Genomic DNA, 21,169 nt, shown 5'->3' with positions numbered 1-21,169 from the left:
ATCGCGCCGCTCGCCCGGAAAAAGGCTCCGGGCAGATCGGCTGGGACTAATTCCTTGCCTCGCGCGTCGTCCGATACCGGCCGCGCTTCCGAAGGAGACGGGATGGCATCCCACAGCACACCGCGCCTGCGCCGCCCGCTTTCCGTGATCCGCCGATTGATGGACAGCGAGGCATCTGGCGGCCTCGTCCTGATGGCCGCCGCCGCCCTGGCGCTGGTGGTGGCGAACTCGCCGCTGGCGGGCGTCTATTTCGACACGCTGCACGCCTATGTGCTGGGGATGAGCGTCGCGCACTGGATCAATGACGGCCTGATGGCAGTGTTCTTCCTGCTGGTCGGGCTGGAGATCAAGCGCGAGCTGCTGGACGGCCAACTCGCGACCTGGCCGCGCCGGATCCTGCCCGGCATCGCCGCGGCCGGCGGCATGTTGGTGCCGGCGCTGATCTATGTCGGCCTTAACCTGGACACACCGGAGACCCTGGCGGGCTGGGCGATCCCTGCCGCAACGGACATCGCCTTCGCCCTGGGCGTGCTGTCGCTGCTGGGGCCGCGCGTCCCCGTCACGCTCAAGGTGTTCCTGACGGCGCTCGCGATTTTGGACGATCTCGGCGCGGTGGTGATCATCGCACTGTTCTATACCGCCGACCTGTCGCTGGCCGCGCTGGGCGGCGCGGCGCTGGTGCTCGCGCTGCTCATGGCGCTGAACCGGTTCCGGGTGCAGAGCCTGTGGCCGTATATCGCCCTGGGGGCGGCGCTGTGGGCGCTGGTCCTGCAGTCGGGCGTCCACGCGACGCTGGCCGGCGTGGCCCTGGCCCTGACCATCCCGATCAGGCCGGCGCCCGGACGTCCGGACGACGCGCATTCCCCGCTGCACCGGCTGGAGCACGGGCTTGCCGGCTGGGTCGCCTTCCTGGTCATCCCGGTCTTCGGCTTCGCCAATGCGGGCGTCTCCCTTTCAGGGATCGAGCCCGCCATGCTGGCGAGCCCGGTGCCGCTGGGCATCGCACTCGGCCTGTTCCTGGGCAAGCAGATCGGCGTCTTCGGCGCCGTCTGGGCGACGGTCCGTCTGGGCTATGCGGACGTGCCCGCCGGCGCGACCATGATCCAGGTCTACGGCGTCGCGCTGCTGTGCGGGATCGGGTTCACCATGAGCCTGTTCATCGGCGCCCTGGCCTTCCCGGGCCGGCCGGAGCTGGTGGATGCGGTCAAGCTCGGCGTCTTCGGCGGCTCGCTGCTCTCGGGGCTCGCCGGCTGGGCCCTGCTGCGGGTCGCCCCGCGGGAGCGGGTGCCGACACCCAGCCGCCCGCCGGCCGAGGCCGCCGCCCGGCATTGACGGGGGCCGGAGGAAGGGGCCCGCCCGCCGCGGGAGCGGGGGCGGGCCTTCGGACCTACAGCACCGTCAGCATCTCGGCCACCAGCGGATGGCGCACGATGTCCTGCTCGGTCAGGCGGACGACCGAGACGTTGGGAAGTGTGTCGAGGCGCCGGGCGATGTCGGACAGGCCGGAAAGCCCGTCGAGCAGATCGCTCTGGTCGGGATCGCCGGTCAGCACCATGGTGCTGTGCCAGCCCAGCCGCGTCAGGAGCATCTTGATCTGCGGATAGGTGCAGTTCTGCGCCTCGTCGATCACCACGAAGGCATTGTTCAGCGTGCGCCCGCGCATGAACGCGACGGGCGCGATCTCGATGGTGCCGTCGGCGAGCAGCGAGCGCAGCCGCTTGCCGCCCAGGCGGTCGGACAGCGCGTCGTAGAGCGGGCGCAGGTAGGGCGCCATCTTCTCGTGCATGTCGCCCGGCAGGAAGCCCAGGCTCTCGCCGGCCTCGATGGCGGGCCGCGACAGCACGATGCGGTCCACCCGTCCCGCCTCGAGAGCCTCCACCGCCTTGCTGATCGCCAGATAGGTCTTGCCCGTGCCCGCCGGCCCCAGCGCCACCACCAGGTTGTGCCCGTCGATCGCCTCCATCAGGTCCTTCTGGTTGGCGCTCATGGGCTTGACCGTGCGCACGTAGCTCTGGTCCCGCCGATCCTCGACCGGATCCCAGCCGTTGCCGGCGGGCTCGAAGAAGAGGCTGGTCACCTTGGAGTCGCCGCTGGTCACTGGCATCGCTCTGGACTGGCGCTTGGCCATATCGCTCTCCTCAACCGTGGGACGAAAGCAGGCACAAAAAAACCCCCCGGCCGTGACCGGGAGGTGCGATGCGAAAACGCGGCGGAGGAGCAAGGTCGGCTGCCTGGGCTGCCGGGTGGCGGCGTCGGATCGGACAGTGTCCTTCCTGGCACGGGCGTCGTTCCCTCCGAGGGCGTCTCGCTTCTGGTACAATAGGCGAAGGCCTCTTTTGGTTACAGGAGATTTTGGGGTCTCACGAAAGATTCACACAAAATATGGAGGTTCCATGGCGCCAAAGTTCATCCCCGTCTGGGGGGCGGCGAAACCCGGCCGCAGCACGAAGCCGAAGCCCGCGGGCGGTCCGGCCGGCACCCCCGCCGCATCCCCCGGCGCCGCGGGCGCGGCTGCCGACGCCGAGAGCGGGAGCGATGCCGCGGACGACCTGCGCCGCTCGATCCAGGCGCTGGACGCGATGCATCGGCGCGGGCTGATCGGGGAAGCGGAATATGCGACGCGGCGCCGTGACCTTTTGGGGCGCAAAGAGCAGGGGTAACATCAAAATCTTTGCGAATCAGCGGGCAGGGCGATACCATTCCTAGTGTTTGGTAGGGTTTCCGCTCCTCATCATCGCTGACCGTACGAGCGCGCCGTCCAGGTGCGTCGTCCCTGCGCGTGCTGGACAAGCGGGTCTGCCGACGGTATTGAGCCGCCCGGCCAAGGCAGGCCGGGCCGCGGCCGCAGCCACGGGAAGAGGGTCGTGAGGAACGCCAGTCAGGTCAGCGAGCACGAGGCTCCGTTCCAGCTCCGGGGCGGCAGCTTCACCATGATGGTGCTGAAGGCAACGGCGCCAGGCGACCCCAGCTTCTTTCCCCAGCTCGTGAACAAGATCCGGCAGGCGCCGAACTTCTTCCGGAACGCCCCGGTCGTGCTGGATCTCGACGAGATCGCCGACCCGGCCGCCCTGGATCTGCTGGATTTCGTGGTCACCCTACGCTCGCACGGGCTGCTGCCGGTCGCCGTCCAGGGCGGCACGCCGGAGATGCAGCGCCTGGCCCTGGACGAGGCCGGGCTGCCCACGATCCCTGCGGGGCGCCCGGGCCGCGTCGAAGCCGAGGCGCCGGTGGCGCCGCGCCAGCCGGTCGAGGGCGGGCGATTCGGCTTGGCGCCCGGCCGTGCGCCCACCGATCCCATGCCGCCCAAGACGGCGGCCGCCGCGGCCGCCCCGGGGGGCGGCGCGGCGGGGCCCCGGGGGGGGGGGGCCGGGGCGGCGCCCCCGCCCCACAAGCCGGCGCCCCGCCGCGGCCGCCACGGGAGCCGTCGCGACGGCTCCCGTGGCGGCGGCTCCCGTGGCGATGCCCCAGCCCTCGGGGGATGCGGCCCGCGCACTCGTCGTCTCGGAGCCGATCCGGTCCGGCCGCCAGGTCTATGCGGCCAGGGGCGACCTTGTCGTCCTGGGGCCGGTCAGCCCCGGGGCCGAATTGCTGGCCGACGGCAACATCCACGTCTATGGTCCATTGCGCGGCCGTGCGCTGGCGGGGCTGTCGGGCGACCGGAACGCCCGCATCTTCTGCCAGAGCCTCGAGGCCGAGATGGTGTCCATCGCGGGGCTCTACAGGATCAGCGAAGACATGGACCCGGCAGTGCAGCGCAAGCCGGTCCAGATCTGGCTGGACGAAGGCTATCTCAGGATTGACCCGTTGGGCTGACGGGCGGCGTGTCAGGCAACAACCATAGCGAGATGGAGAAGCTTCCTTGGCCAAGGTAATCGTCATGACGTCGGGCAAGGGCGGCGTGGGCAAGACCACCTCCAGCGCCGCTTTCGCGACCGGCCTCGCCCTGCGCGGCTTCAAGACGGTCGTGGTCGACTTCGACGTGGGCCTGCGCAACCTCGACCTGATCATGGGATGCGAGCGGCGCGTCGTATTCGACTTTATCAACGTCATCAATGGCGAGGCGAAGCTCAACCAGGCGCTGATCAAGGACAAGCGGGTCGAGAACCTGTTCATCCTTCCGACCAGCCAGACCCGCGACAAGGACGCGCTGAGCCGCGACGGCGTCGAGAAGGTGCTGGACGAGCTGAAGAAGGAATTCGACTACATCATCTGCGACAGCCCGGCCGGCATCGAAAAGGGCGCCCTGATGGCGCTCTACTTCGCCGACCATGCGATCGTCGTGACCAACCCCGAGGTTTCCTCGGTGCGCGACAGCGACCGCATCCTCGGCGTCCTCGCTTCCAAGTCGCGCCGCGCCGAGAAGAACCAGGAGCCCGTGCAGGAGCACCTTCTGCTGACCCGCTACGACCCGGAGCGGGTCGAGCGCGGCGACATGCTGAAGGTCGAGGACGTGCTGGAGATCCTGGCGATCCCGCTGCTGGGCGTCGTGCCCGAGAGCCCCGCCGTGCTGCGCGCGAGCAACGTCGGCATGCCGGTGATCCTGGACGAGAAGAGCAATGCCGGCCAGGCCTACCTGGACGCGGTCGCCCGCTTCCTGGGCGAGACGGTCGAGCACCGCTTCATGAAGCCCGAGAAGAAGGGCCTGCTGGACCGCCTCCTCCGGAGGACCGCATGAGCATCTTCAACTTCTTCCGCACCCAGAAGAAGACCGTCGCCGAGGAGGCCAAGGAGCGGCTGCAGATCGTGCTCGCCCACGAGCGCGGCGCCGGCTCCAGCCCCGACTACCTGCCCATGCTCCAGAAGGAGCTGCTGGACGTGATCAAGAAATACGTCCGGATCGACGAGGACAAGGTCGAGGTGAAGCTCGAGCGTGGCGGCGACTTCTCGACGCTCGAGGTGAACATCGAGCTGCCGCCGCCGGCGGTCGCCGCCCAGCGTCGCCGTCAGGCCGCGGCCGGGGGCGGTGTCCGGCCGGCCTGAAGGCACACCCCGCGCGGAACGATCCGGGCCTCCGCGCGATTGACAGGATGTGGGGCGGGCAACGGCAGCGGGCCGGTGCACCCCCGATCCGAAGGTCTTGAAATGGTCCGGACCCTGATTTCCGTCACGGCGCTGCTCGCCGTCATCGCGATTGGGCCAGCGCAGGCCCAGGCGCCCGATCCCGGGTCGCTGAACCGAGGCTTCCACAAGGACCGGCTCGGCGGCCAGATCCAGGAGCTCGACCGCCGATCGCTCGGCGGCAATCTGGATTCCACGGGCCGGCGTGACCTGATGGAACGGCGCACCGAACGCGGCGCGCTGGACCGTCCCTCCGTCTCACCGCAGCCCGGCCCCTATCGGGATCCCGTGGACGGCAGCGTGCTGTTGGAGACGCCGTCGAACCCGGCGCTCCGGCGCTGAGGTCCGCCCGCCCGCGGCATCGCGGCCGGGTACCCGGTACTGCAGCTTGCGGGCCCCGCCGGAGCCGGTAAGATCGGCCGACCCCGCTCGGAGGAAGTCGTGTCGATCGCTCATCCCTATCTGCTTTTCCTCGGCGATGCGCCGGACCAGCTCGCCGCCAAGGTCGCCGACGGCATCGCCCGCTGGCGCCCCGACTGGTGCCTGGGCCAGCTCAGGCTGCCGGGGTGCAAGGCCGATGTGGGCCTTCCCGACACCACCTTGGACGAGGCCGTGGCGCGCGGCGCGCGAACCCTTGTGATCGGCGTCGCCAACCGCGGCGGGCGCATCGCCGACACCTGGACCGAAACCATGGTTCGCGCGCTGGAGCTTGGGCTCGACATCGCCAGCGGCCTGCACAACAAGGTCGCGGACATCGCCGTCGTGCGCGACAAGGCCGAGACCCTGGGCCGCCAGATCTTCGACGTGCGCCATCCCAACCGCACCTTCGACATCGGCACCGGCGCACGCCGCCCGGGGAAGCGGCTGCTGACGGTGGGGACCGACTGCTCCATCGGGAAGATGTTCACGGCGCTGGCGCTGGAAGCCGAGATGCGCCGCCGCGGCATGAAGGCGGATTTCCGCGCGACCGGCCAGACCGGGATCCTGATCTCGGGTGACGGCGTCTCGATCGACGCCGTGGTGTCCGACTTCGTCTCCGGCGCGGTCGAATGGCTGACGCCGGCCGCCGATCCCGACCATTGGGACGTGGTCGAAGGCCAGGCATCGCTCCTGCACCCTTCCTATGCGGGGGTGACGCTGGGGCTCGTGCATGGCAGCCAGCCCGACGCTCTGGTGATGTGCCACGAGCCCGCGCGCCCGCACATGCGCGGCCTGCCGGGGCGCCCGGTTCCCGACCTCCGGACCTGCATCGCCGTGCACGAGCAGGCGGCGCGCGTCACGAACCCCGAGGCCCGCGTCGTCGGGATCAGCCTCAACACGGCCGCGCTCGACGAGGCCGCGGCCCTCGAGCTGATCGCCCGGACCGGACGCGAGCTGGGGCTGCCCTGTGCCGACCCGGTGCGCACCGGGGTCGGCCCGATCGTCGACGCGCTGCGCTGAGCGGGGGCGAGATGGCCGTGCCGACTGCCCGGCGGACTCTGACCGTCCGCCGCGAGAAGTTCCCGATCCGCGGCGTCTTCCGCATCTCGCGCGGGGCGCGGACCGAGGCTGAGGTGGTGGTCGCAGAGATCCGCGACGACCAGGTCGTCGGGCGCGGCGAATGCGTGCCCTATGCCCGCTACGGCGAGACCGTGGACGGCGTCGTCGCCCAGATCGAATCCCTGGCCGAGGCCGTGGCCTCGGGCCTCGACTGGGCGGCGCTCCAGAAGGCCCTGCCGCCGGGTGCGGCGCGCAACGCGGTCGACTGCGCGCTCTGGGACCTTGCGGCCAAGCTGACGGGACAGCCGGTCTGGGAGCTCGCCGACATGGACGGGCCGCCGGGGCCGGTGACCACCGCCTTCACGCTGTCGGTCGATACGGTCGAGAACATGGCCGAGGCGGCTCGCGCGGCGGCGGACCGGCCGCTCCTGAAGCTGAAGCTGACCGGAGAGGGAGACGTCGAGCGGGTCCGCGCGGTGCGCGCCAACGCGCCCCGCGCGCGGCTGGTCGTCGATGCCAACGAGGCCTGGAGCATCGACCTGCTCGACCGCTTCGCCCCGGCCCTTGCCGAGCTCGGCGTCGAACTGATCGAGCAGCCGCTGCCTGCCGGGGCCGACGACGCGCTACTGGGCTATCACTGCCCGGTGCCGCTGGGCGCCGACGAGAGCTGCCATGACCGCGCCTCGCTCGAAGGGCTCCGGGGCAAGTACCAGCTCGTCAACGTGAAGCTCGACAAGACCGGGGGGCTGACGGAGGCGCTGGCGCTCAAGCGCGCGGCGGAGGAGGCGGGCTTCGCGGTGATGGTCGGCTGCATGGTCGGGACTTCGCTGGCCATGGCGCCCGGCCTGCTGGTCGCCCAAGGGGCGCGCTTTGTCGACCTGGACGGGCCGCTGCTGCTGGCGCGCGACCGGGAGCCGGGCCTGCGCTACGACGGTTCCACCGTCTACCCGGCCGGGACGGAGCTCTGGGGGTAGGGCGGCTCGCGCCGATCGGCAGCGGGACTGGCCGCGGGGATGGGAGGCGGCTGCTCAGCCCGCCGTCTTCGCGGGATCGCCCCTGCCCAGGATCTCGATCACGCCGCTTACTTGGCCGCCCTTCTCGACCTCGATGCATCCGCAACGGATGTGCCCGCTGATCCTGCCGCTCGGGCGCAGCCTCAGCGTTCCGCGGACCACCAGCTCTCCTTCGAGCCGGCCGCGGATCTCGGCATCCTCGACCTCGGAATGGCCGCGGAAGCATCCGCCTTCGGCGATCTCGAGGGTGCCGCCCTTGCGGAGCCGCAGGACGACGGTTCCTTCGACCGACAGCAGCTCGCAATTGGTAAGCTCGCCCGACAGGACGATCTCGCGGCCGATGAACAGCCGGCGTTTCGATGGGAAGGGCTGCGATGCGCCTGTCGGCTCCTCCGTCACAGCCTCGGGCTGGCGGCGGCCGGCGTCGAGCCGCAGCATCTGCAGGGGGCGTATCGGAACGACCAGCTTCGGAAGGGCGGCGCTACCCGCCATGTTTGCTACTTTAGAGAGAAACTTTGAATCTGTAGGAAAGAAGCCAAGGGCCGCGTTGCGTTGGAGAAATCCATCGTGCCGTGCGGGTGAAATCGGCCTGCGGTTCCATCGCCAGCCGCGGAAGGGGCTGATCCCGAAGTCCACCTGGGTTTAAACTTCCGGCAAAGCCAGCGGGGAGGGGGATCCATGACCGGCACTGCCTCGGCGACATCCGACGCCGCAGGGCCCACCAGGGCCGAGCTGGAGCGGCGGATCGATCAGGCCATGGGCCGCGGGCGCGCCGACCTGGTCATCAAGAACACGCGGTTCCTGAACGTAGCCACGGGCGAGATCGCCGAGAGCGACATCGCCGTCTGCGGCGACCGGATCGTCGGAACCTACGACCGCTATGACGGCACAGTGGAGATCGATGGCCGCGGGCTGGTCGCCGTTCCCGGCTTCATCGACACCCACGTTCATTGCGAGAGCACGCTGGTGACGCCGTCGGAGTTCGACCGCTGCGTGCTGCCGCGCGGCACCACCACGGCAGTCTGCGACCCGCACGAGATCTGCAACGTGCTCGGCGCGGCGGGACTGGAGTACTTCCTGGACAGCGCGGGGCGCATGGCCCTGGATCTGCGGGTGCAGCTTTCGTCCTGCGTGCCGGCGACCGAACTGGAGACCGCGGGCGCAAGGCTGGACGCGGCGGACCTCTTGCGCTACCGCGACCACCCCCAGGTCATCGGGCTGGCCGAGTTCATGAATTTCCCGGGTGTCCTCAACAAGGATCCCGCCGTGCTCGACAAGCTCGTGGCCTTCGCCGATCGGCATGTCGACGGTCACAGCCCGCTTCTCTCGGGGCGCGAGCTCAACGCCTACCTGTCCTGCGGCGTCCGCAACTGCCACGAGACCACCGGGCTGGACGAGGCCCGGGAGAAGCTGCGCAAGGGCATGCAGGTTCTGATCCGCGACGGGACCGTTTCCAAGGACGTGGCCGCGCTGGCATCCCTGATCGACGTGGGAACGGCGCCCTTCCTGGGTTTCTGCACGGATGACCGCAACCCGCTGGACATCAGCGAGGAAGGGCATCTGGACCACCTGATCCGGCAGGCCATCCGGCTCGGCGCGCCGGTCGAGGCGGTGTACCGGGCCGCGACCTGGTCGGCGGCGCGCCATTTCGGCCTGGCGGACCGCGGGCTGATCGCCCCCGGGCAGCGCGCCGACATCGTGCTGCTCGAGGACCTCGCCGACTGCCGGGTTGCGCGCGTGATCCGCAACGGCCGTCCGGTCGGCCCCGAGACCTTTGCGGACCGCCCGACCGTGCCGGCGGTCGGGCTGCAGTCGGTGAAGCTCGATCCTGTGGATCCCTGCGTGTTCCGGGTGCCTGCTTCGGGCCCGACCGGGCTGGCGATCGGGATCATTCCGGGAAAGATACTGACGGAGAAGCTGGTCGTTACGTTGCCGTATCGTAACGGCGAGCGGCTACCGGATCCCGAGGCGGATATGCTCAAGGTCTGCGTGCTGGCAAGGCACGGCGTGAACCGGAACGTCGGCCGCGGTTTCGTGCGGGGCTTCGGCCTCCGCCGGGGCGCACTCGCATCGTCGGTCGGGCACGACAGTCACAACGTCGCCGTCGTCGGGGCCTCGGACGCGGACATGGCCGTGGCTGTGAACCGGCTTATCGATCTGCAGGGCGGCTTCGTCGCTGTGGTCGACGGCCAGGTCGTGGGCGAGATGGCCTTGCCCATCGCCGGGCTCATGAGCGATCTCGCCCATGAGGAGGTCGAGCGACGGCTCCACGACCTGCGCGCCACCGTGCGCGCCATGGGCTGTGATCTGCCCGAGCCCTTCCTGCAGCTCGCCTTTCTGCCGCTGCCGGTGATCCCGCATCTGAAGATCACCGATATGGGACTGGTGGACGTCGACCGCTTCGCGCTCGTGGACGCCTGAGCCGGCCGCGCGCCCATGTGGGGGCGCCTGGCGGAGATAGGGCGGAGATAGATGGCAGCAGGAGCGCCGCTCTCGGGAGCCCCCTCGGCTCGCGGGCGCAGCGGGGTATCAGAACCGTCGTGCGCCGTCCGTCGGCCAGCGCGCTGCGGCAAGGGTTCGTCGTGCTTCCCGCCTTTGGCGGGGAGGGCGCGGCGAATGCGCCAATTCCGAATCCGGTTACATCAGTAATAATCAGCACTTCCGGTGAAATATCCGGGCAACCGGCCGCGGTTACCTGTGTTCCAGGAACAGTAAAATCCCGGCGGTTCACAGAAGACTAATCATTGGAATGACTGATGATTTTTCGAACCGGCTTGGCGGCTGAGCGGGGGGCTTGTGTCGTTTGCTGGCAATATCGATGCGCTGGCCGGCGGATGTCCCGCTTCGAAAGGGACAATTGAGGGGATCAAGCATGACGCAGCAGCCGGCATCGGATGCGGCCATTCTCCTCGACCTGATTGCGGGCCGCTGGCGCAGCGAGATCGTCCATGCCGCCGTCGAGATCGGCGTGTTCGAGCAGTTCCCCGACGACGGGCCACGCCGACAGGACGAGATCGCGCGCAGTGCCGGGGTCGATCCCGACCGGCTTTGCCGGCTGCTGCGAGCGCTCGCAGCACTTGGGCTGCTTATCGAGCATGGGGGCACGACCTTCGCGGTATCGTCGGCCGGCCGCCTTCTGAGACGGGACGAGAGGAATTCCCTGCGGCCGGTCGTTCTGCTCGAGGAAGGCCCGGTGCACCGGTCGGTTTGGAGCCATCTGCCCGATCTCGTGAGGACCGGCGCGCAGGATGGGTTCCTGCGCGCCTTCCGGACGACGGCTTCCGGATACTTCAGGCGCGACCCGTCCCATGCACGCCTCTTCCGTCAGGCGATGTCGGCCCTCTCGGCCAGCGAGACCGATGTCGTGCGCGCCCTGCTGAGGCCGTTCTCCTTCGGATACGCGCCGATTCTCTGCGACATCGGAGGCGGCAGCGGCCATCTGCTCGCAGGGCTTCTGGAGGACCATCCGATGGCATTCGGCGTTGTCTTCGATCTGCCCGAGATCGCGGACGACTGGGCCAATCATCAGACGGGCGCAGTGGTGCGCGATGGCCGCTGCGTGCATATCGGCGGCGACATGTTCACGAGCGTGCCGCCTGCCGACGCGTATCTCATGAAGCATGTGCTGAGGAGCTGGAGCGACGATGAATGCCGGCAGGTCCTCGGGGTCATGCGCAGGACGGCAACGAGCGGCGTCGGCCTCTATCTCTGCGAGTCGGTGGTGCCCGAGGACGGCAAGCCGCACCCCGCGAAGATCCTCGACATCCACATGCTCTGTCTCGGCGGAGGGCGCCAGCGCACCATGGCTGAGCTCGAGGCGTTGCTGACGAGCACCGGCTGGAAACCATCCCGGGTGCTCGTGTCCCAGGGTGCCCCCCTGTCGGTGGTCGTCGCCACACCGGCCTGAAGAGCGGCCGTCATTTCCTCAAGCAGTCTTGCCGTAGAACCAGCTGCTTGTTCGGCGCCGGCCAAACCAGTTGCGCCCGTTGGCTAGCGATTGATGGTAGCGGTCCGTAGGCGGCGAATCAGGGCCGATATATCGCGCACGATGTTATCGCAAGCGCGTCCAGCGCGCAGCAGGGTTGCAGGAATATGTATCGCGCACGATCTGATCGTATGAGATGATCCTCTCACCCCAGCACGGGACGCCAACACACACCCAAGCGACACCAAACCAGCTACCCAAACAGCAAAGGAACCCACGCCATGAAGACCCTGACCCTCGCCGCCGCCCTGATCAGCATCCTCGCCGCCGCCCCCGCCATGGCCAATGGCGAAGGCAGCGCCGGCACCAACCAGTTCCACGGCTCCAGCACTCTCGTCTCCTACGGCGCCCAGCCGAGCGCCCAGGCTGAGACCGGCCCCGTCACTGTCCGCCAGGACGCCGGCAGGCCCGGCCTGGCCGACAGGGCCCTGGTCTGGGGCGAGGCCGCGGTCGACCCGCTCTACGACAACCTCTCGGCCCAGGGCCTGGTCATCGCCACCGCCGGGCAGCCCGCCGCCACCGAGATGGCCTCGGGCGAGACCGACTTCAGCCGCGCCTACGCCAACTGACCGCCGGCCCTGCCGAGCATCCAGCCAGCCGAACCCACCGACCACCCAACCAGCCAGACACGAAAGGAACCCCGACCATGAAGACGCTGTCCATCGCCGCCGCCCTGCTCGGCATCCTGTCCGCCGCCCCGGCCTTCGCCGGCGAAGGCAACCCCGGCGTGAACCAGTTCCACGGCTCCTCCGACCTCGTCTCCTTCGGCGCCCAGCCGAACCCGCAGGGCCCGGCGCCGGTCGCGGTGCGCCAGGAGGCGGTCCGGAGCGCGCAGGGCTTCCGTTCGCTGGTTTCCGGCGAAGCCGCGGTCGACCCCATCTACGACAACCTCTCGGGCCAGGGCTGGAGCCAGATCGCCGGCGGGCAGCCCGCCGCCTCCGAGATGGCCTTCGGCGAGACCGACTTCAGCCGCGCCTACGCCAACTGACGGTGCCCCGATGCCCGAGGTCCAACGCCCCTTCCCAGGCCGACAGGCCGGGAAGGGGCGAGCCCTGTTCACGGTGATTTCCGCCGGCGCGATAGGATGCGAACCATCCTGCGGCGGGCGGGGCCGGTGCGGCGGTCAGCCGCCCGAGCGGCCCATCTCGCAGGATGCGCAGTCTCGATTCGACTCATAAGTTTTCGTTAATACGAACTTTACGATTTAGAATTTTTCCAGACTGCCGCGCTCGCCTAGTTTGAGCCCGCCCAACAGCAGGATCGTCCATCGAGCACATGCGACCCTGGCGCGCGGCCGAGACGTCCCGGCGGTCCGAGACCCCGGAAAGACCGTCTCCCTTGTGAAGTTCTCCACAGAGCGGCGCCGGCGACGCGTGCAACCTCGGTTCCGCACGCCGATGGGGCGTGAAGATCAAGATGCGTCCTTCGACCAGGACGCCTGGTTATGGCGCGGTAGCGGCGCAGCGGCGCAGGCCATCGCTTCATGACCAAGGCTGCGTCGCAAGGAGCCAGGGGGATAGCATGAAGGGCAGCCACATTCTCGTCGCGGACTGTGACCCGGCGGCGCGCGGTCTGATCAGCGACTATCTCTGCGATCACGCCTACGAGGTGAGCACGGCGTCCCATAGTGGCGCGGTCGCGCGCATTCTCGCCCAGAAGCCCGTGGACCTTATCGTGCTCGACCCGAGCGTCTGTCCGGATTACGGCCTCGACATACTGCGCGACCTCAATTCGCTGTCCGATGCGCCGGTGATCATCGTCTCCGGCGACCGGGACGGGGAGGAGGACAAGGTGCAGGGGCTCGAGCTCGGGGCGGACGACTATCTGACGAAGCCGTTCAGCACCCGCGAGCTGCTGGCGCGGATTCGTGCCGTGCTGCGGCGGGCCGATCGGACCGAGCGGCGGCCGCGGCGCCGCGAGCGTCGGTCATACCGATTCGGGAACTGGCAGCTGGATACGCGGATGCGTCGCCTGACCCGACCGGAGATCGAACCCACCAAGCTCACCGCCGCGGAGTTCAACCTGCTGGTCGCCTTCCTGCGCGCGCCCCAGAAGGTGCTCAGCCGCGAGCAGCTCCTCGCGGCGACGCGGGTCCACGACGAGGAGGTCTGCGACCGCAGCATCGACGTGCTGATCCTGCGACTGCGCCGCAAGCTCGAGATCGATCCGGGCGAGCCACGGCTGATCCGCACAGAGCGTGGCGCTGGCTACGTGCTGGCCACCGCGGTCGAGCTGATCTGATCCGGTCCGCCGCTGTCCGCAGTCGGCCCGCCGCTGCCTGCAGTCGACCCGCCGCTGCCTGCAGTCGGCCCGCCGCTGCCTGCAGCCGACGCGTCAGCCCTGCGCGAGGCTCCAGGCGCGGGCGATGTCGGCGCGGAACAGGGGTTCCTCTGCCCGCTGGCCGCGAAGGATGTAGCTGGGGTGGAAGGTCGGGACGACCTTGGCTCCGGGCAGCAGCCGGCAGTCCAGCACCTGGCCGCGCAGCTTCATGATGCCGTTCTCGCCGGTCAGCGCCCAGAGCGGCGTGCGGCCCAGCGCCACGATGGCAGCCGGACGCAGCCGCTCCAGGACGCTGCGGAGATGCTCCATCTCGGGCGCGAACTCGGCACGGACGTAGTTGGTGCCGAAGGGGCCCCAGCTCTCGGCGACGCCGAAGCCCTCCTTGCGGGCGCGGGCGCGGCTCGCGAAGAAATGATCGACCTTGTTACCGGGCGGCTGGTACCGGAAGACGTTGCCGACCAGGCAGGCCCGTCGGTCGATCCCGATCGCCTCCAGGTTCTCGTCGAGCAGGCGGCCGCTGCGGCCCACGAAGGGCTTGCCCAGACGGGCCTCCTCGGCGCCGGGCGCCTCGCCGATGATGGCGAGCCGAACCTCCGATCGCGCGTCTGAGGGCTGCGCGTATTCGACGAATGGCAGCATGGAACCCCGATCTCCCCGGCTTCTTGGGCGGGGTTTGCCCCGCCGCTGGATCCACAGACGCGGCGGGTGTAACAGATTCCGCGCGCGACCGTGAGGGGGAGCCGTGACCGAAGCCTTGCCCGACATCGAGGAGCTCCGCGCCTGGGTCGGCCGCACGGAGACCCGATCCGACCACCTGGATCCCTGGACCGCGCGGGCGATGGCCGCGACCCTCGGCCGGCCCGGCGTCCCGGAGGCCGGCGACCCGCTTCCGCCGGGCTGGCACTGGGCCTTCTTCCGCGAGGCGGCGCCCGCCACGGCCCTGGGGCGCGACGGACATCCCCGGCGCGGGGGCTTCCTGCCTCCCGTGCCGCTGCCGCGGCGCATGTGGGCAGGCGGGCGGCTGTCCTTTCCAGGCACGCTGCGCGTCGGCGCCAGGGCGGTCCGGGTCTCCGAGATCCTGTCGGTCGAGGGGCGCCAGGGCCGCACCGGCCCGCTGATCTTCGTGACGGTGCGCCACACCATCGACGGCGGCGAGGGGCCTGCGGTCGCGGAGGAGCACGACATCGTCTACCGCGCCGACCCGCGCCCGGGCGATCCCGCACCTGCGGCGCAGCCGGCGCCGGGCGGGGCAAGCTGGACGCGCAGGGTGGTCCCGGATCCAGTGCTGCTGTTCCGCTACTCGGCACTGACCTTCAACGGCCACCGGATCCATTACGACCTCTCCTATGCGACCGGGGTGGAGGGCTATCCCGGCCTGGTCGTCCATGCGCCGCTGATGGCGACGCTTCTGCTCGATCTTCTGGAGCGGGAGGCGGGCGCGCCGCCTGTCAGGCACTTCGCCTTCCGGGGCATGGCGCCGGTCTTCGACACCGCGGCCTTCACGCTGAACGGCCGTGCCGCCGGCACGGGCGCCGAGCTCTGGGTCGCCGGCCCCGCGGGGGAGCTGGCCGTCAACGCCACGGCCACTTTCGGGCCCTGAGCCGGGCATGATCGCGCGGTGGGTCCGGGGCCGGAACAACCGGGCGCCCGGCATGTTCTTCGAAGGTCCCCTCCCTTCGATGTCGGCCCATGTCCCATTGGATCCTGAACCGGCTGATCGCCTTCTGCCTCGACAACGCGGCGCTTCTCGAGGCTTGCGGCGCCATGGCGCGCGATGCCGAGGCGGCGCAGCTGCTCCGTCGGCTCGCCGGCGACTGCGCCGCCTCGGCGCAGGAGATCGCGCATCTTCAGCTCCGCCTCGGCGGCCGGCCGATCCTGGCCGGGACGCCCCAAGGGGCGGCGCGCTGTCGTGCGGTGCAGCAGGGGGCGGCCCTCGGCCCAGCCGCCTGGGCGGCGATCAACGCGACCATGGCTCGCTCCATCTCCGACAGCATCACGGCCTGCGAGGGGTTCGGGACGCTGACCCTGCCGCCGCTGGTGAGCGCGGCCGTCGAGACCGTCCAGGCCGATCTGCGCATGATCCGCTTCGAGCTGCGTCGCATGGACGATGACGAGCGGCGGCCGCCTCATGACCGCCAGCAGAGCGCCGCCGAGATACGCTTCGGAATCCTTCGGCCCTGAGCACCGGCCACGGCGGCGTTGCGGCCCGTTCTCGCGGAACGGGCCGCGGTTTCGTGCGTTCCCAACGCGAGACCCAGTGTTCCGCGGATGAGGACGAGACGATGACCGGCCAGGGCGGAGACGACCGTTTCCGGCTGCTGGCCGACCATGCTCCGGTCATGATCTGGCAGGCCGGACCCGATCTCGGCCGCATCTTCCTGAACGCGCAGTGGCTGCGCTTCACCGGCCGCCCCGCCGAGGACGAGGTGGGGCTGGGCTGGACCGACGGCATCCATCCCGACGATGCGCCGCGCGTCACGGCGGTCATGGCGTCGGCCCTCGCCGCGCGCGACTCCTTCGAGGTCGAGTACCGGCTGCGGCGTCACGACGGCGCATGGCGGTGGATTCTCGACCATGGGTGCCCCTGCGTCCTGGAGGGCGGCGTCTTCGAGGGCTATTGCGGCTCCGCACACGACGTCACCGAGCGCCGCGAGGCGGAGGAGCGCGCGCGCCGCGAGGTCGCCGAGAAGGAGGCGCTGCTGCTGGAGGTGCACCATCGCACGCGCAACACGCTCCAGACCGTGATCGGCCTGCTGAACCTGCAGGCTGCGAACACGTCCGATCCCGACGCGCGCGCGCTTTTAGGCGAGACCGTCCAGAGGGTCCAGGCCCTGGGGCTTACCCAGGACACAGCCTACCAGACCCAGGACTACACCCGGGTCGAGCTGGGTCCGCTGGTCGAGCGGATCGCCAGCGGCCTGAAGCTGCACCACGACCGGCCAGACGTCTCCGTCCTTGTCGACCTGGGCTATGCCTGCCTGCCCCTCGAGGCGGCGGTGCCGCTCGGGCTGCTGCTGAACGAGCTGATCGCGAACGCGCTGCGCCACGCCTATCCCGCCGGGCAGGCCGGCACGATCCGGGTCACCGCGCTGCCGCGCGCCGATGGCCGCCTGGCGGTGTCCGTGGAGGACGAGGGCCGCGGCCTGCCTCCCGAGACGGAGGTCCGCGGCGGGCTCGGCCTGAAGCTGGCCCGGATCCTCGCGGGGCAGCTCAGGGCCGAGCTGGATGTGCGGAGCGGCCCGGGCGTGCGCTTCTCGGTGGTCCTGCCGCCGCCGCGGCCCTGACGCCCCATCGCCAGCGCGGCCATCCAGGCTGCGCGCATTCCATCCCGCGCCTTTCACCATCCCGCGCCTTTCACCATCCCGCGCCTTCACCATCCCGCCGTGGCCGCCTATCCTGTCGGCCGGCCCGCCCACAGACGGCGGCCAGGGAGGAAACGAACGATGCGAATCCTGATCATCGGGGCGGCAGGCATGATCGGCGCCCGCTTGGCCGAGGCGATCGCCTCCGCCGGCACCGTGGCGGGCCGGCCCGTGGCCGCCATGCTGCTGGCGGACCGCGCGGCGCCCGCCGTGCCCGGCAGCCTTTCCGGCGGGCTCGCCGCCGAGACGCTTGCGGCCGATGTGGCCGACCCCGCGGCCGCGCGGCAGCTCGCGGCGTGGCGGCCGGACGTCGTGTTCCACCTCGCGGCCGTCGTCTCCGGCGAAGCGGAGGCCGACTTCTCGAAGGGCTATCGGGTGAATGTCGACGCGACCTGGGCGCTGCTCGAGGCGTTCCGGCTTTCCGGAACCGCGCCGCGCCTCGTCTTCGCCTCGTCCCTTGCGGTCTATGGGCCTCCCTTCCCGGACGTGGTGCCCGACGATTTCGCGCTCCTGCCGCAGTCCTCCTACGGGGCCCAGAAGGCGATCGGGGAGTTCCTGCTATCGGATTTCACGCGCAAGGGTTTCGTCGACGGCATCGGGATCCGCCTGCCCACCATCGTCGTCCGGCCGGGCGCGCCGAACGCGGCCGCCTCGGGGTTCCTGTCGGGGATCATCCGGGAGCCGCTGCGCGGGGTCGAGGCGCCGCTGCCGGTGCCGCGCGACGTCGCGGCGTGGATCGCCTCGCCCCGCATCGCCGTCGAGACGCTGCTGCATGCAGCCGGACTGCAGTCGGAGCGCATCGGCTCGCGCCGCTGCCTCACCGGGCGCGGCGTGTCGGTCACGGTCGGGGAGATGATCGAAGCCCTGTCCGAGGTGGCGGGCCCCGCCGTGGCCGCCAGGATCCGCCCCACCGAGGATCCCGTGGTGGCGCGCATCGTCCGCTCCTGGCCCCGAGCCTTCGAGACCGCGCAGGCGCGGGAGCTGGGCTTCCCGGTGGACGAGGGCATCCGGGCGATCATCGAGGCCCACATCGCCCACGAGATGGGTGGACGCTTCGTCCCCTGACCCGACGCCATTCCGGAGCGAGGAACCGCCATGCTGCTGGGCTGCATTGCCGACGACTTCACCGGGGCCAGCGATATCGCGAACACGCTGGCGAAGGGCGGGATGCGCACGCTGCTCTTCAACGGGGTGCCCACCGGCCCGGGCGCGGCCGCGTGCGACGCCGGGGTCGTCGCCCTGAAGACCCGGTCGATCGATTCGGCCGAGGCCGTGCGCCAGTCGCTCGCGGCGCTGGCCTGGCTGCGCGCCCAGGGCTGCCGGCAGATCGTCTTCAAGGTCTGCTCCACATTCGATTCGACGCCCGCCGGCAACATCGGCCCCGTGGCCGAGGCGCTGGCCACCGCGCTGGATGCCCGCGGCGTGGCCGTCTGCCCGGCTTTTCCGGGGGCGGGTCGCCGCGTCTTCATGGGCCACCTATTCGTGGGCGACCGCCTGCTCAGCGAATCCGGCATGGAGCGTCACCCGCTCACGCCCATGACCGATCCGGACATCCGCCGGTGGCTGCGCCGCCAGACCCGGGGCGATGTCGGGCTGGTGGCGCTGGACACGGTCGCGGCGGGAGCCGCCGCGATCGCCGGCGCCCTTGCCGGGCAGGGCGGGGAAGGGCGCGACCTCTGCGTGGTCGACGCCGTCTCGGATGCGGATCTTATCGCGATCGGCAATGCCTGCGCCGCGGCGCCGCTGCTGGTCGGCGGGTCCGGCGTGGCGCTCGGCCTGCCGGGGAACCTCATCCGCGAAGGAGCCATCGAGCCCGCGGCTCCCGACGCCGTCGCCGTGCCGGGGCCCGCCGTCGTGCTGGCCGGCAGCTGCTCGACCGCGACCCGCGGGCAGGTCGCGGCGTTTTCCGCCGATCATCCCGTGCTGCGGGTCGATGCGGCCGAGGTGGTCGAGGGGCGCATGACGGTGGAGCGGGCCCTTGCCGCGCTGGAGAAAATGCGCGACGCGGTGCCGCTGGTCTCCTCGTCCGAGGAGCCCGACGCCGTCTCCGCGCGCCAGCGGCGCCACGGGCGCGAGGCGGTGTCGGCCGCGCTGGAGGATTTCTTCGGCGGGCTTGCGCGTGGCCTCGTCCAGGCGGGATGGACGCGCCTCGTCGTCGCCGGGGGCGAGACGTCCGGTGCGGTGGTCGCGGCGCTGCGCCCGGCCGCGCTGCGCATCGGGCCCGAGATCGACCCCGGCGTGCCGGCGCTCGAGACGATCGGTGCGCCTCGCCTCGCATTGACGCTGAAATCCGGGAACTTCGGCGCCGCCGACTTCTTCGCGCGGGCCGTCCGCCAGCTCGGCGAAACGGGAGACGGATCATGACCGAAACCGAGCTTCGCGAGGCGATGTGCCGCTGGGGCCGGTCGCTGTTCGAGCGTAACCTGTCCCCGGGCTCCTCGGGCAACCTGAGCGCCCGCATCGCCGACGGGTTCCTGGTGACGCCCACGAACTCCTGCCTCGGCTTCCTCGAACCCGGACGCCTGTCCCGGCTCGATCCCGATGGCCGGCACCTTGACGGGGATCCGCCCACGAAGGAGCTGCCGCTGCACATGGCCTTCTATGCGGCGCGGCCGAGCTGCGGCGGGGTGGTGCACCTGCATTCCACCTTCGCGACCGCGCTGTCCTGCCTGTCCGACCTCGACCCCGAGGATGCGGTGCCGCCGGTGACGCCCTACGTCGTGATGCGCGTCGGCCGCGTGCCGCTCGTTCCCTACACCCATCCGGGATCGGCCGAGGTGGTGCCGCACGTGCTCGCGCGCGCGCCGCGCCATGCGGCCATGCTGCTGAGCAATCACGGCCCCGTGGTGGCCGGGACCTCCTTCGAGAACGCGGTCTTCGCCGCCGAGGAGCTGGAGGAGACCGCGAAGATCGTTCTGCTGACCCGGTCCATGGACGTGCGGCCGCTGTCCGCGGAGCGCGTGGCGGAGCTGGAGGCGATGTTCCGGCTGCGGTAGCCCACCGTGGCGCCGGCCCTCCGGCCTTCGGTCCTCAGCTTTCCAGCACCGCGCGCAGGCCCAGGAAGGCGGGCAGCGGGTGGGTCACGACATAGGTCGGGATCGGCGCCAGGAACGCCCTCATGCGTCCCTTCTGCTCGAACCGCGCGCGGAAGGCGGAGCGGCCGAAGAAGTCCAGGAACCGTGGCACGATGCCGCCGGCGATGTAGATGCCGCCCCGTGCGCCCAGGGTCAGCGCCAGGTTCCCCGCGGTGGTCCCCAGCATTGCGCAGAAGGTCTCGAGCGCCTCGGCGCAGGCCTCGTCGCGCGATGCCAGGCCGCGGCTGGTGATCTCGGGCGCGGCCAGCGGCTCGGGCACCGCCCCGCGTATGCGCTGGATCGCGGCGTAGAGCGCGGGGATGCCCATTCCCGAGCAGACACGCTCGGCCGAGACGTGATCGAAGTCGCGGCGCAGCTCGGTCAGGATCGCCGACTCCCGGTCGTTGACGGCGGCCATGGTCACGTGCCCGCCCTCGCCGGACAGGGCGCGCCAACCGCCCCCGGGCACCGGCACGAGACCCGAGACGCCCAGCCCGGATCCGGGGCCGATCACGCCGATGGCCGAGCCCGCGACGGGCGCGCCCCCGCCGATCTGCGCGCGGTGCTCGGTGCCGAGCAGCGGCACAGAGAGCGCGACCGCGGTGAAGTCGTTCACGACCTCCAGCCGGTCGAGGTCGAGCGCCGCCCGCGTCTCGGCCACCGAGAAGGACCAGGGGTGGTTGGTCATGGCGATCCGGTCGCCCGTGACCGGGCCCGCCACCGCGAAGGCGGCCCGGCGGGGCCGGTCCGCGGCCCGCGCGAGATAGGCTCGGGCCGCCTCATCGAGGGTCGGGAACGCCGCACAGCTCAGGATCTCACTGTGGGCCAGCGTGCCGCCGGCATCCAACAGGCCGAAGCGGGCATTGGTGGCGCCGATGTCGGCGACGAGGGCTGACGGCCGCGCGGTCAAGGGTCTGC

General features: G+C 70.6%; 23 protein-coding genes and 1 pseudogene. 20 read left to right on the top strand and 4 right to left on the bottom strand.

Annotated features, from left to right (window positions below; genetic code table 11):
* The first annotated feature begins 102 nt into the window (after nucleotides 1–102).
* The gene (gene nhaA, locus JUB13_RS30310; RefSeq protein ID WP_207485996.1) at nucleotides 103–1,332 is read left to right on the top strand and encodes a Na+/H+ antiporter NhaA; all 1,230 of its coding nucleotides are present in this window, start codon (nucleotides 103–105) and stop codon (nucleotides 1,330–1,332) included.
* Between the two features lie 55 nt (nucleotides 1,333–1,387).
* Here nhaA and JUB13_RS30305 read toward each other — a convergent pair whose 3' ends face one another.
* Nucleotides 1,388–2,128 carry a PhoH family protein gene (locus tag JUB13_RS30305; protein ID WP_207485995.1) on the bottom strand — a complete coding sequence of 247 codons (741 nt, stop codon included), beginning with the start codon at nucleotides 2,126–2,128 and terminating at the stop codon, nucleotides 1,388–1,390.
* A gap of 265 nt (nucleotides 2,129–2,393) precedes the next feature.
* Here JUB13_RS30305 and JUB13_RS30300 point away from each other — a divergent pair, with 265 nt between their 5' ends.
* From JUB13_RS30300 to dgcA, 8 genes and pseudogenes are all read left to right on the top strand, one after another.
* Complete coding sequence (locus JUB13_RS30300) at nucleotides 2,394–2,660, top strand: SHOCT domain-containing protein (RefSeq protein WP_207485994.1); 267 nt, start codon at nucleotides 2,394–2,396, stop codon at nucleotides 2,658–2,660.
* Nucleotides 2,661–2,930: 270 nt separating this feature from the next.
* Nucleotides 2,931–3,059: pseudogene (locus tag JUB13_RS32330) on the top strand (septum site-determining protein MinC); the annotation flags it as partial.
* A 400-nt stretch (nucleotides 3,060–3,459) separates the two neighbouring features.
* On the top strand, nucleotides 3,460–3,813 hold the full coding sequence (gene minC / locus JUB13_RS30290; RefSeq protein ID WP_207486017.1) for a septum site-determining protein MinC: 354 nt from the start codon (nucleotides 3,460–3,462) through the stop codon (nucleotides 3,811–3,813).
* A 46-nt stretch (nucleotides 3,814–3,859) separates the two neighbouring features.
* Entirely contained in the window at nucleotides 3,860–4,675 is an 816-nt protein-coding gene (gene minD, locus JUB13_RS30285) for a septum site-determining protein MinD (RefSeq protein WP_207485993.1), read from the top strand.
* Complete coding sequence (gene minE, locus JUB13_RS30280) at nucleotides 4,672–4,980, top strand: cell division topological specificity factor MinE (RefSeq protein WP_207485992.1); 309 nt, start codon at nucleotides 4,672–4,674, stop codon at nucleotides 4,978–4,980. Before minD ends, minE begins: the two co-directional genes overlap by 4 nt.
* A 102-nt stretch (nucleotides 4,981–5,082) precedes the next feature.
* Nucleotides 5,083–5,400, top strand: a complete 318-nt coding sequence (locus tag JUB13_RS30275) for a hypothetical protein (RefSeq protein ID WP_207485991.1) — start codon at nucleotides 5,083–5,085, stop codon at nucleotides 5,398–5,400.
* A gap of 99 nt (nucleotides 5,401–5,499) precedes the next feature.
* Nucleotides 5,500–6,498: an N-acetyltransferase DgcN gene (gene dgcN / locus JUB13_RS30270; RefSeq protein WP_207485990.1), complete on the top strand. Its 999-nt coding sequence runs from the start codon at nucleotides 5,500–5,502 to the stop codon at nucleotides 6,496–6,498.
* A gap of 11 nt (nucleotides 6,499–6,509) precedes the next feature.
* On the top strand, nucleotides 6,510–7,511 hold the full coding sequence (gene dgcA, locus JUB13_RS30265; protein WP_207485989.1) for an N-acetyl-D-Glu racemase DgcA: 1,002 nt from the start codon (nucleotides 6,510–6,512) through the stop codon (nucleotides 7,509–7,511).
* Nucleotides 7,512–7,565: 54 nt separating this feature from the next.
* Here the strand turns inward: dgcA and JUB13_RS30260 are convergent, their stop codons facing one another.
* Nucleotides 7,566–8,042, bottom strand: coding sequence for a bactofilin family protein (locus tag JUB13_RS30260; protein ID WP_207485988.1), 477 nt, complete (start codon nucleotides 8,040–8,042; stop codon nucleotides 7,566–7,568).
* Between the two features lie 186 nt (nucleotides 8,043–8,228).
* On the opposite strand from JUB13_RS30260, the gene ade reads away from it, so the two are divergent.
* From ade to JUB13_RS30235, 5 genes are all read left to right on the top strand, one after another.
* Nucleotides 8,229–9,971 carry an adenine deaminase gene (gene ade, locus JUB13_RS30255; protein ID WP_207485987.1) on the top strand — a complete coding sequence of 581 codons (1,743 nt, stop codon included), beginning with the start codon at nucleotides 8,229–8,231 and terminating at the stop codon, nucleotides 9,969–9,971.
* Nucleotides 9,972–10,422: 451 nt separating this feature from the next.
* Nucleotides 10,423–11,457 carry a methyltransferase gene (locus tag JUB13_RS30250; RefSeq protein WP_207485986.1) on the top strand — a complete coding sequence of 345 codons (1,035 nt, stop codon included), beginning with the start codon at nucleotides 10,423–10,425 and terminating at the stop codon, nucleotides 11,455–11,457.
* Nucleotides 11,458–11,756: 299 nt separating this feature from the next.
* The gene (locus JUB13_RS30245) at nucleotides 11,757–12,104 is read left to right on the top strand and encodes a hypothetical protein (RefSeq protein ID WP_207485985.1); all 348 of its coding nucleotides are present in this window, start codon (nucleotides 11,757–11,759) and stop codon (nucleotides 12,102–12,104) included.
* A 77-nt stretch (nucleotides 12,105–12,181) separates the two neighbouring features.
* Nucleotides 12,182–12,523 carry a hypothetical protein gene (locus tag JUB13_RS30240; protein WP_207485984.1) on the top strand — a complete coding sequence of 114 codons (342 nt, stop codon included), beginning with the start codon at nucleotides 12,182–12,184 and terminating at the stop codon, nucleotides 12,521–12,523.
* Nucleotides 12,524–13,056: 533 nt separating this feature from the next.
* Nucleotides 13,057–13,776, top strand: a complete 720-nt coding sequence (locus tag JUB13_RS30235) for a winged helix-turn-helix domain-containing protein (protein WP_236025343.1) — start codon at nucleotides 13,057–13,059, stop codon at nucleotides 13,774–13,776.
* 93 nt (nucleotides 13,777–13,869) lie between these two features.
* On the opposite strand, the gene JUB13_RS30230 is transcribed toward JUB13_RS30235, so the two are convergent.
* Nucleotides 13,870–14,454: a uracil-DNA glycosylase gene (locus JUB13_RS30230; RefSeq protein WP_207485982.1), complete on the bottom strand. Its 585-nt coding sequence runs from the start codon at nucleotides 14,452–14,454 to the stop codon at nucleotides 13,870–13,872.
* A 103-nt stretch (nucleotides 14,455–14,557) separates the two neighbouring features.
* Between JUB13_RS30230 and JUB13_RS30225 the strand changes: the two genes are divergently transcribed.
* From JUB13_RS30225 to otnC, 6 genes are all read left to right on the top strand, one after another.
* The gene (locus JUB13_RS30225) at nucleotides 14,558–15,415 is read left to right on the top strand and encodes an FAS1-like dehydratase domain-containing protein (RefSeq protein WP_328703049.1); all 858 of its coding nucleotides are present in this window, start codon (nucleotides 14,558–14,560) and stop codon (nucleotides 15,413–15,415) included.
* Between the two features lie 89 nt (nucleotides 15,416–15,504).
* Nucleotides 15,505–15,996: a ferritin family protein gene (locus JUB13_RS30220; protein ID WP_207485981.1), complete on the top strand. Its 492-nt coding sequence runs from the start codon at nucleotides 15,505–15,507 to the stop codon at nucleotides 15,994–15,996.
* Between the two features lie 101 nt (nucleotides 15,997–16,097).
* Nucleotides 16,098–17,099 (top strand): sensor histidine kinase, encoded by a 1,002-nt coding sequence (locus JUB13_RS30215; RefSeq protein ID WP_207485980.1) that lies wholly within the window; start codon nucleotides 16,098–16,100, stop codon nucleotides 17,097–17,099.
* Between the two features lie 159 nt (nucleotides 17,100–17,258).
* Nucleotides 17,259–18,242 carry a D-erythronate dehydrogenase gene (gene denD, locus JUB13_RS30210; protein ID WP_207485979.1) on the top strand — a complete coding sequence of 328 codons (984 nt, stop codon included), beginning with the start codon at nucleotides 17,259–17,261 and terminating at the stop codon, nucleotides 18,240–18,242.
* A 30-nt stretch (nucleotides 18,243–18,272) separates the two neighbouring features.
* Entirely contained in the window at nucleotides 18,273–19,541 is a 1,269-nt protein-coding gene (otnK, locus tag JUB13_RS30205) for a 3-oxo-tetronate kinase (RefSeq protein WP_207485978.1), read from the top strand.
* On the top strand, nucleotides 19,538–20,173 hold the full coding sequence (gene otnC / locus JUB13_RS30200; protein ID WP_207485977.1) for a 3-oxo-tetronate 4-phosphate decarboxylase: 636 nt from the start codon (nucleotides 19,538–19,540) through the stop codon (nucleotides 20,171–20,173). The genes otnK and otnC overlap by 4 nt, the downstream gene beginning before the upstream one ends.
* Nucleotides 20,174–20,207: 34 nt before the next feature.
* Here otnC and JUB13_RS30195 read toward each other — a convergent pair whose 3' ends face one another.
* Nucleotides 20,208–21,161 carry a glucokinase gene (locus JUB13_RS30195; RefSeq protein WP_207485976.1) on the bottom strand — a complete coding sequence of 318 codons (954 nt, stop codon included), beginning with the start codon at nucleotides 21,159–21,161 and terminating at the stop codon, nucleotides 20,208–20,210.
* Nucleotides 21,162–21,169: the final 8 nt, after the last annotated feature.

It is taken from the genome of Arenibaculum pallidiluteum (assembly GCF_017355985.1).
Classification (GTDB): Bacteria; Pseudomonadota; Alphaproteobacteria; order Azospirillales; family Azospirillaceae; genus Arenibaculum; species Arenibaculum pallidiluteum.
Note: the sequence above shows the minus strand (reverse complement) of the source record. Positions and strands in the feature narration are given on the sequence as shown.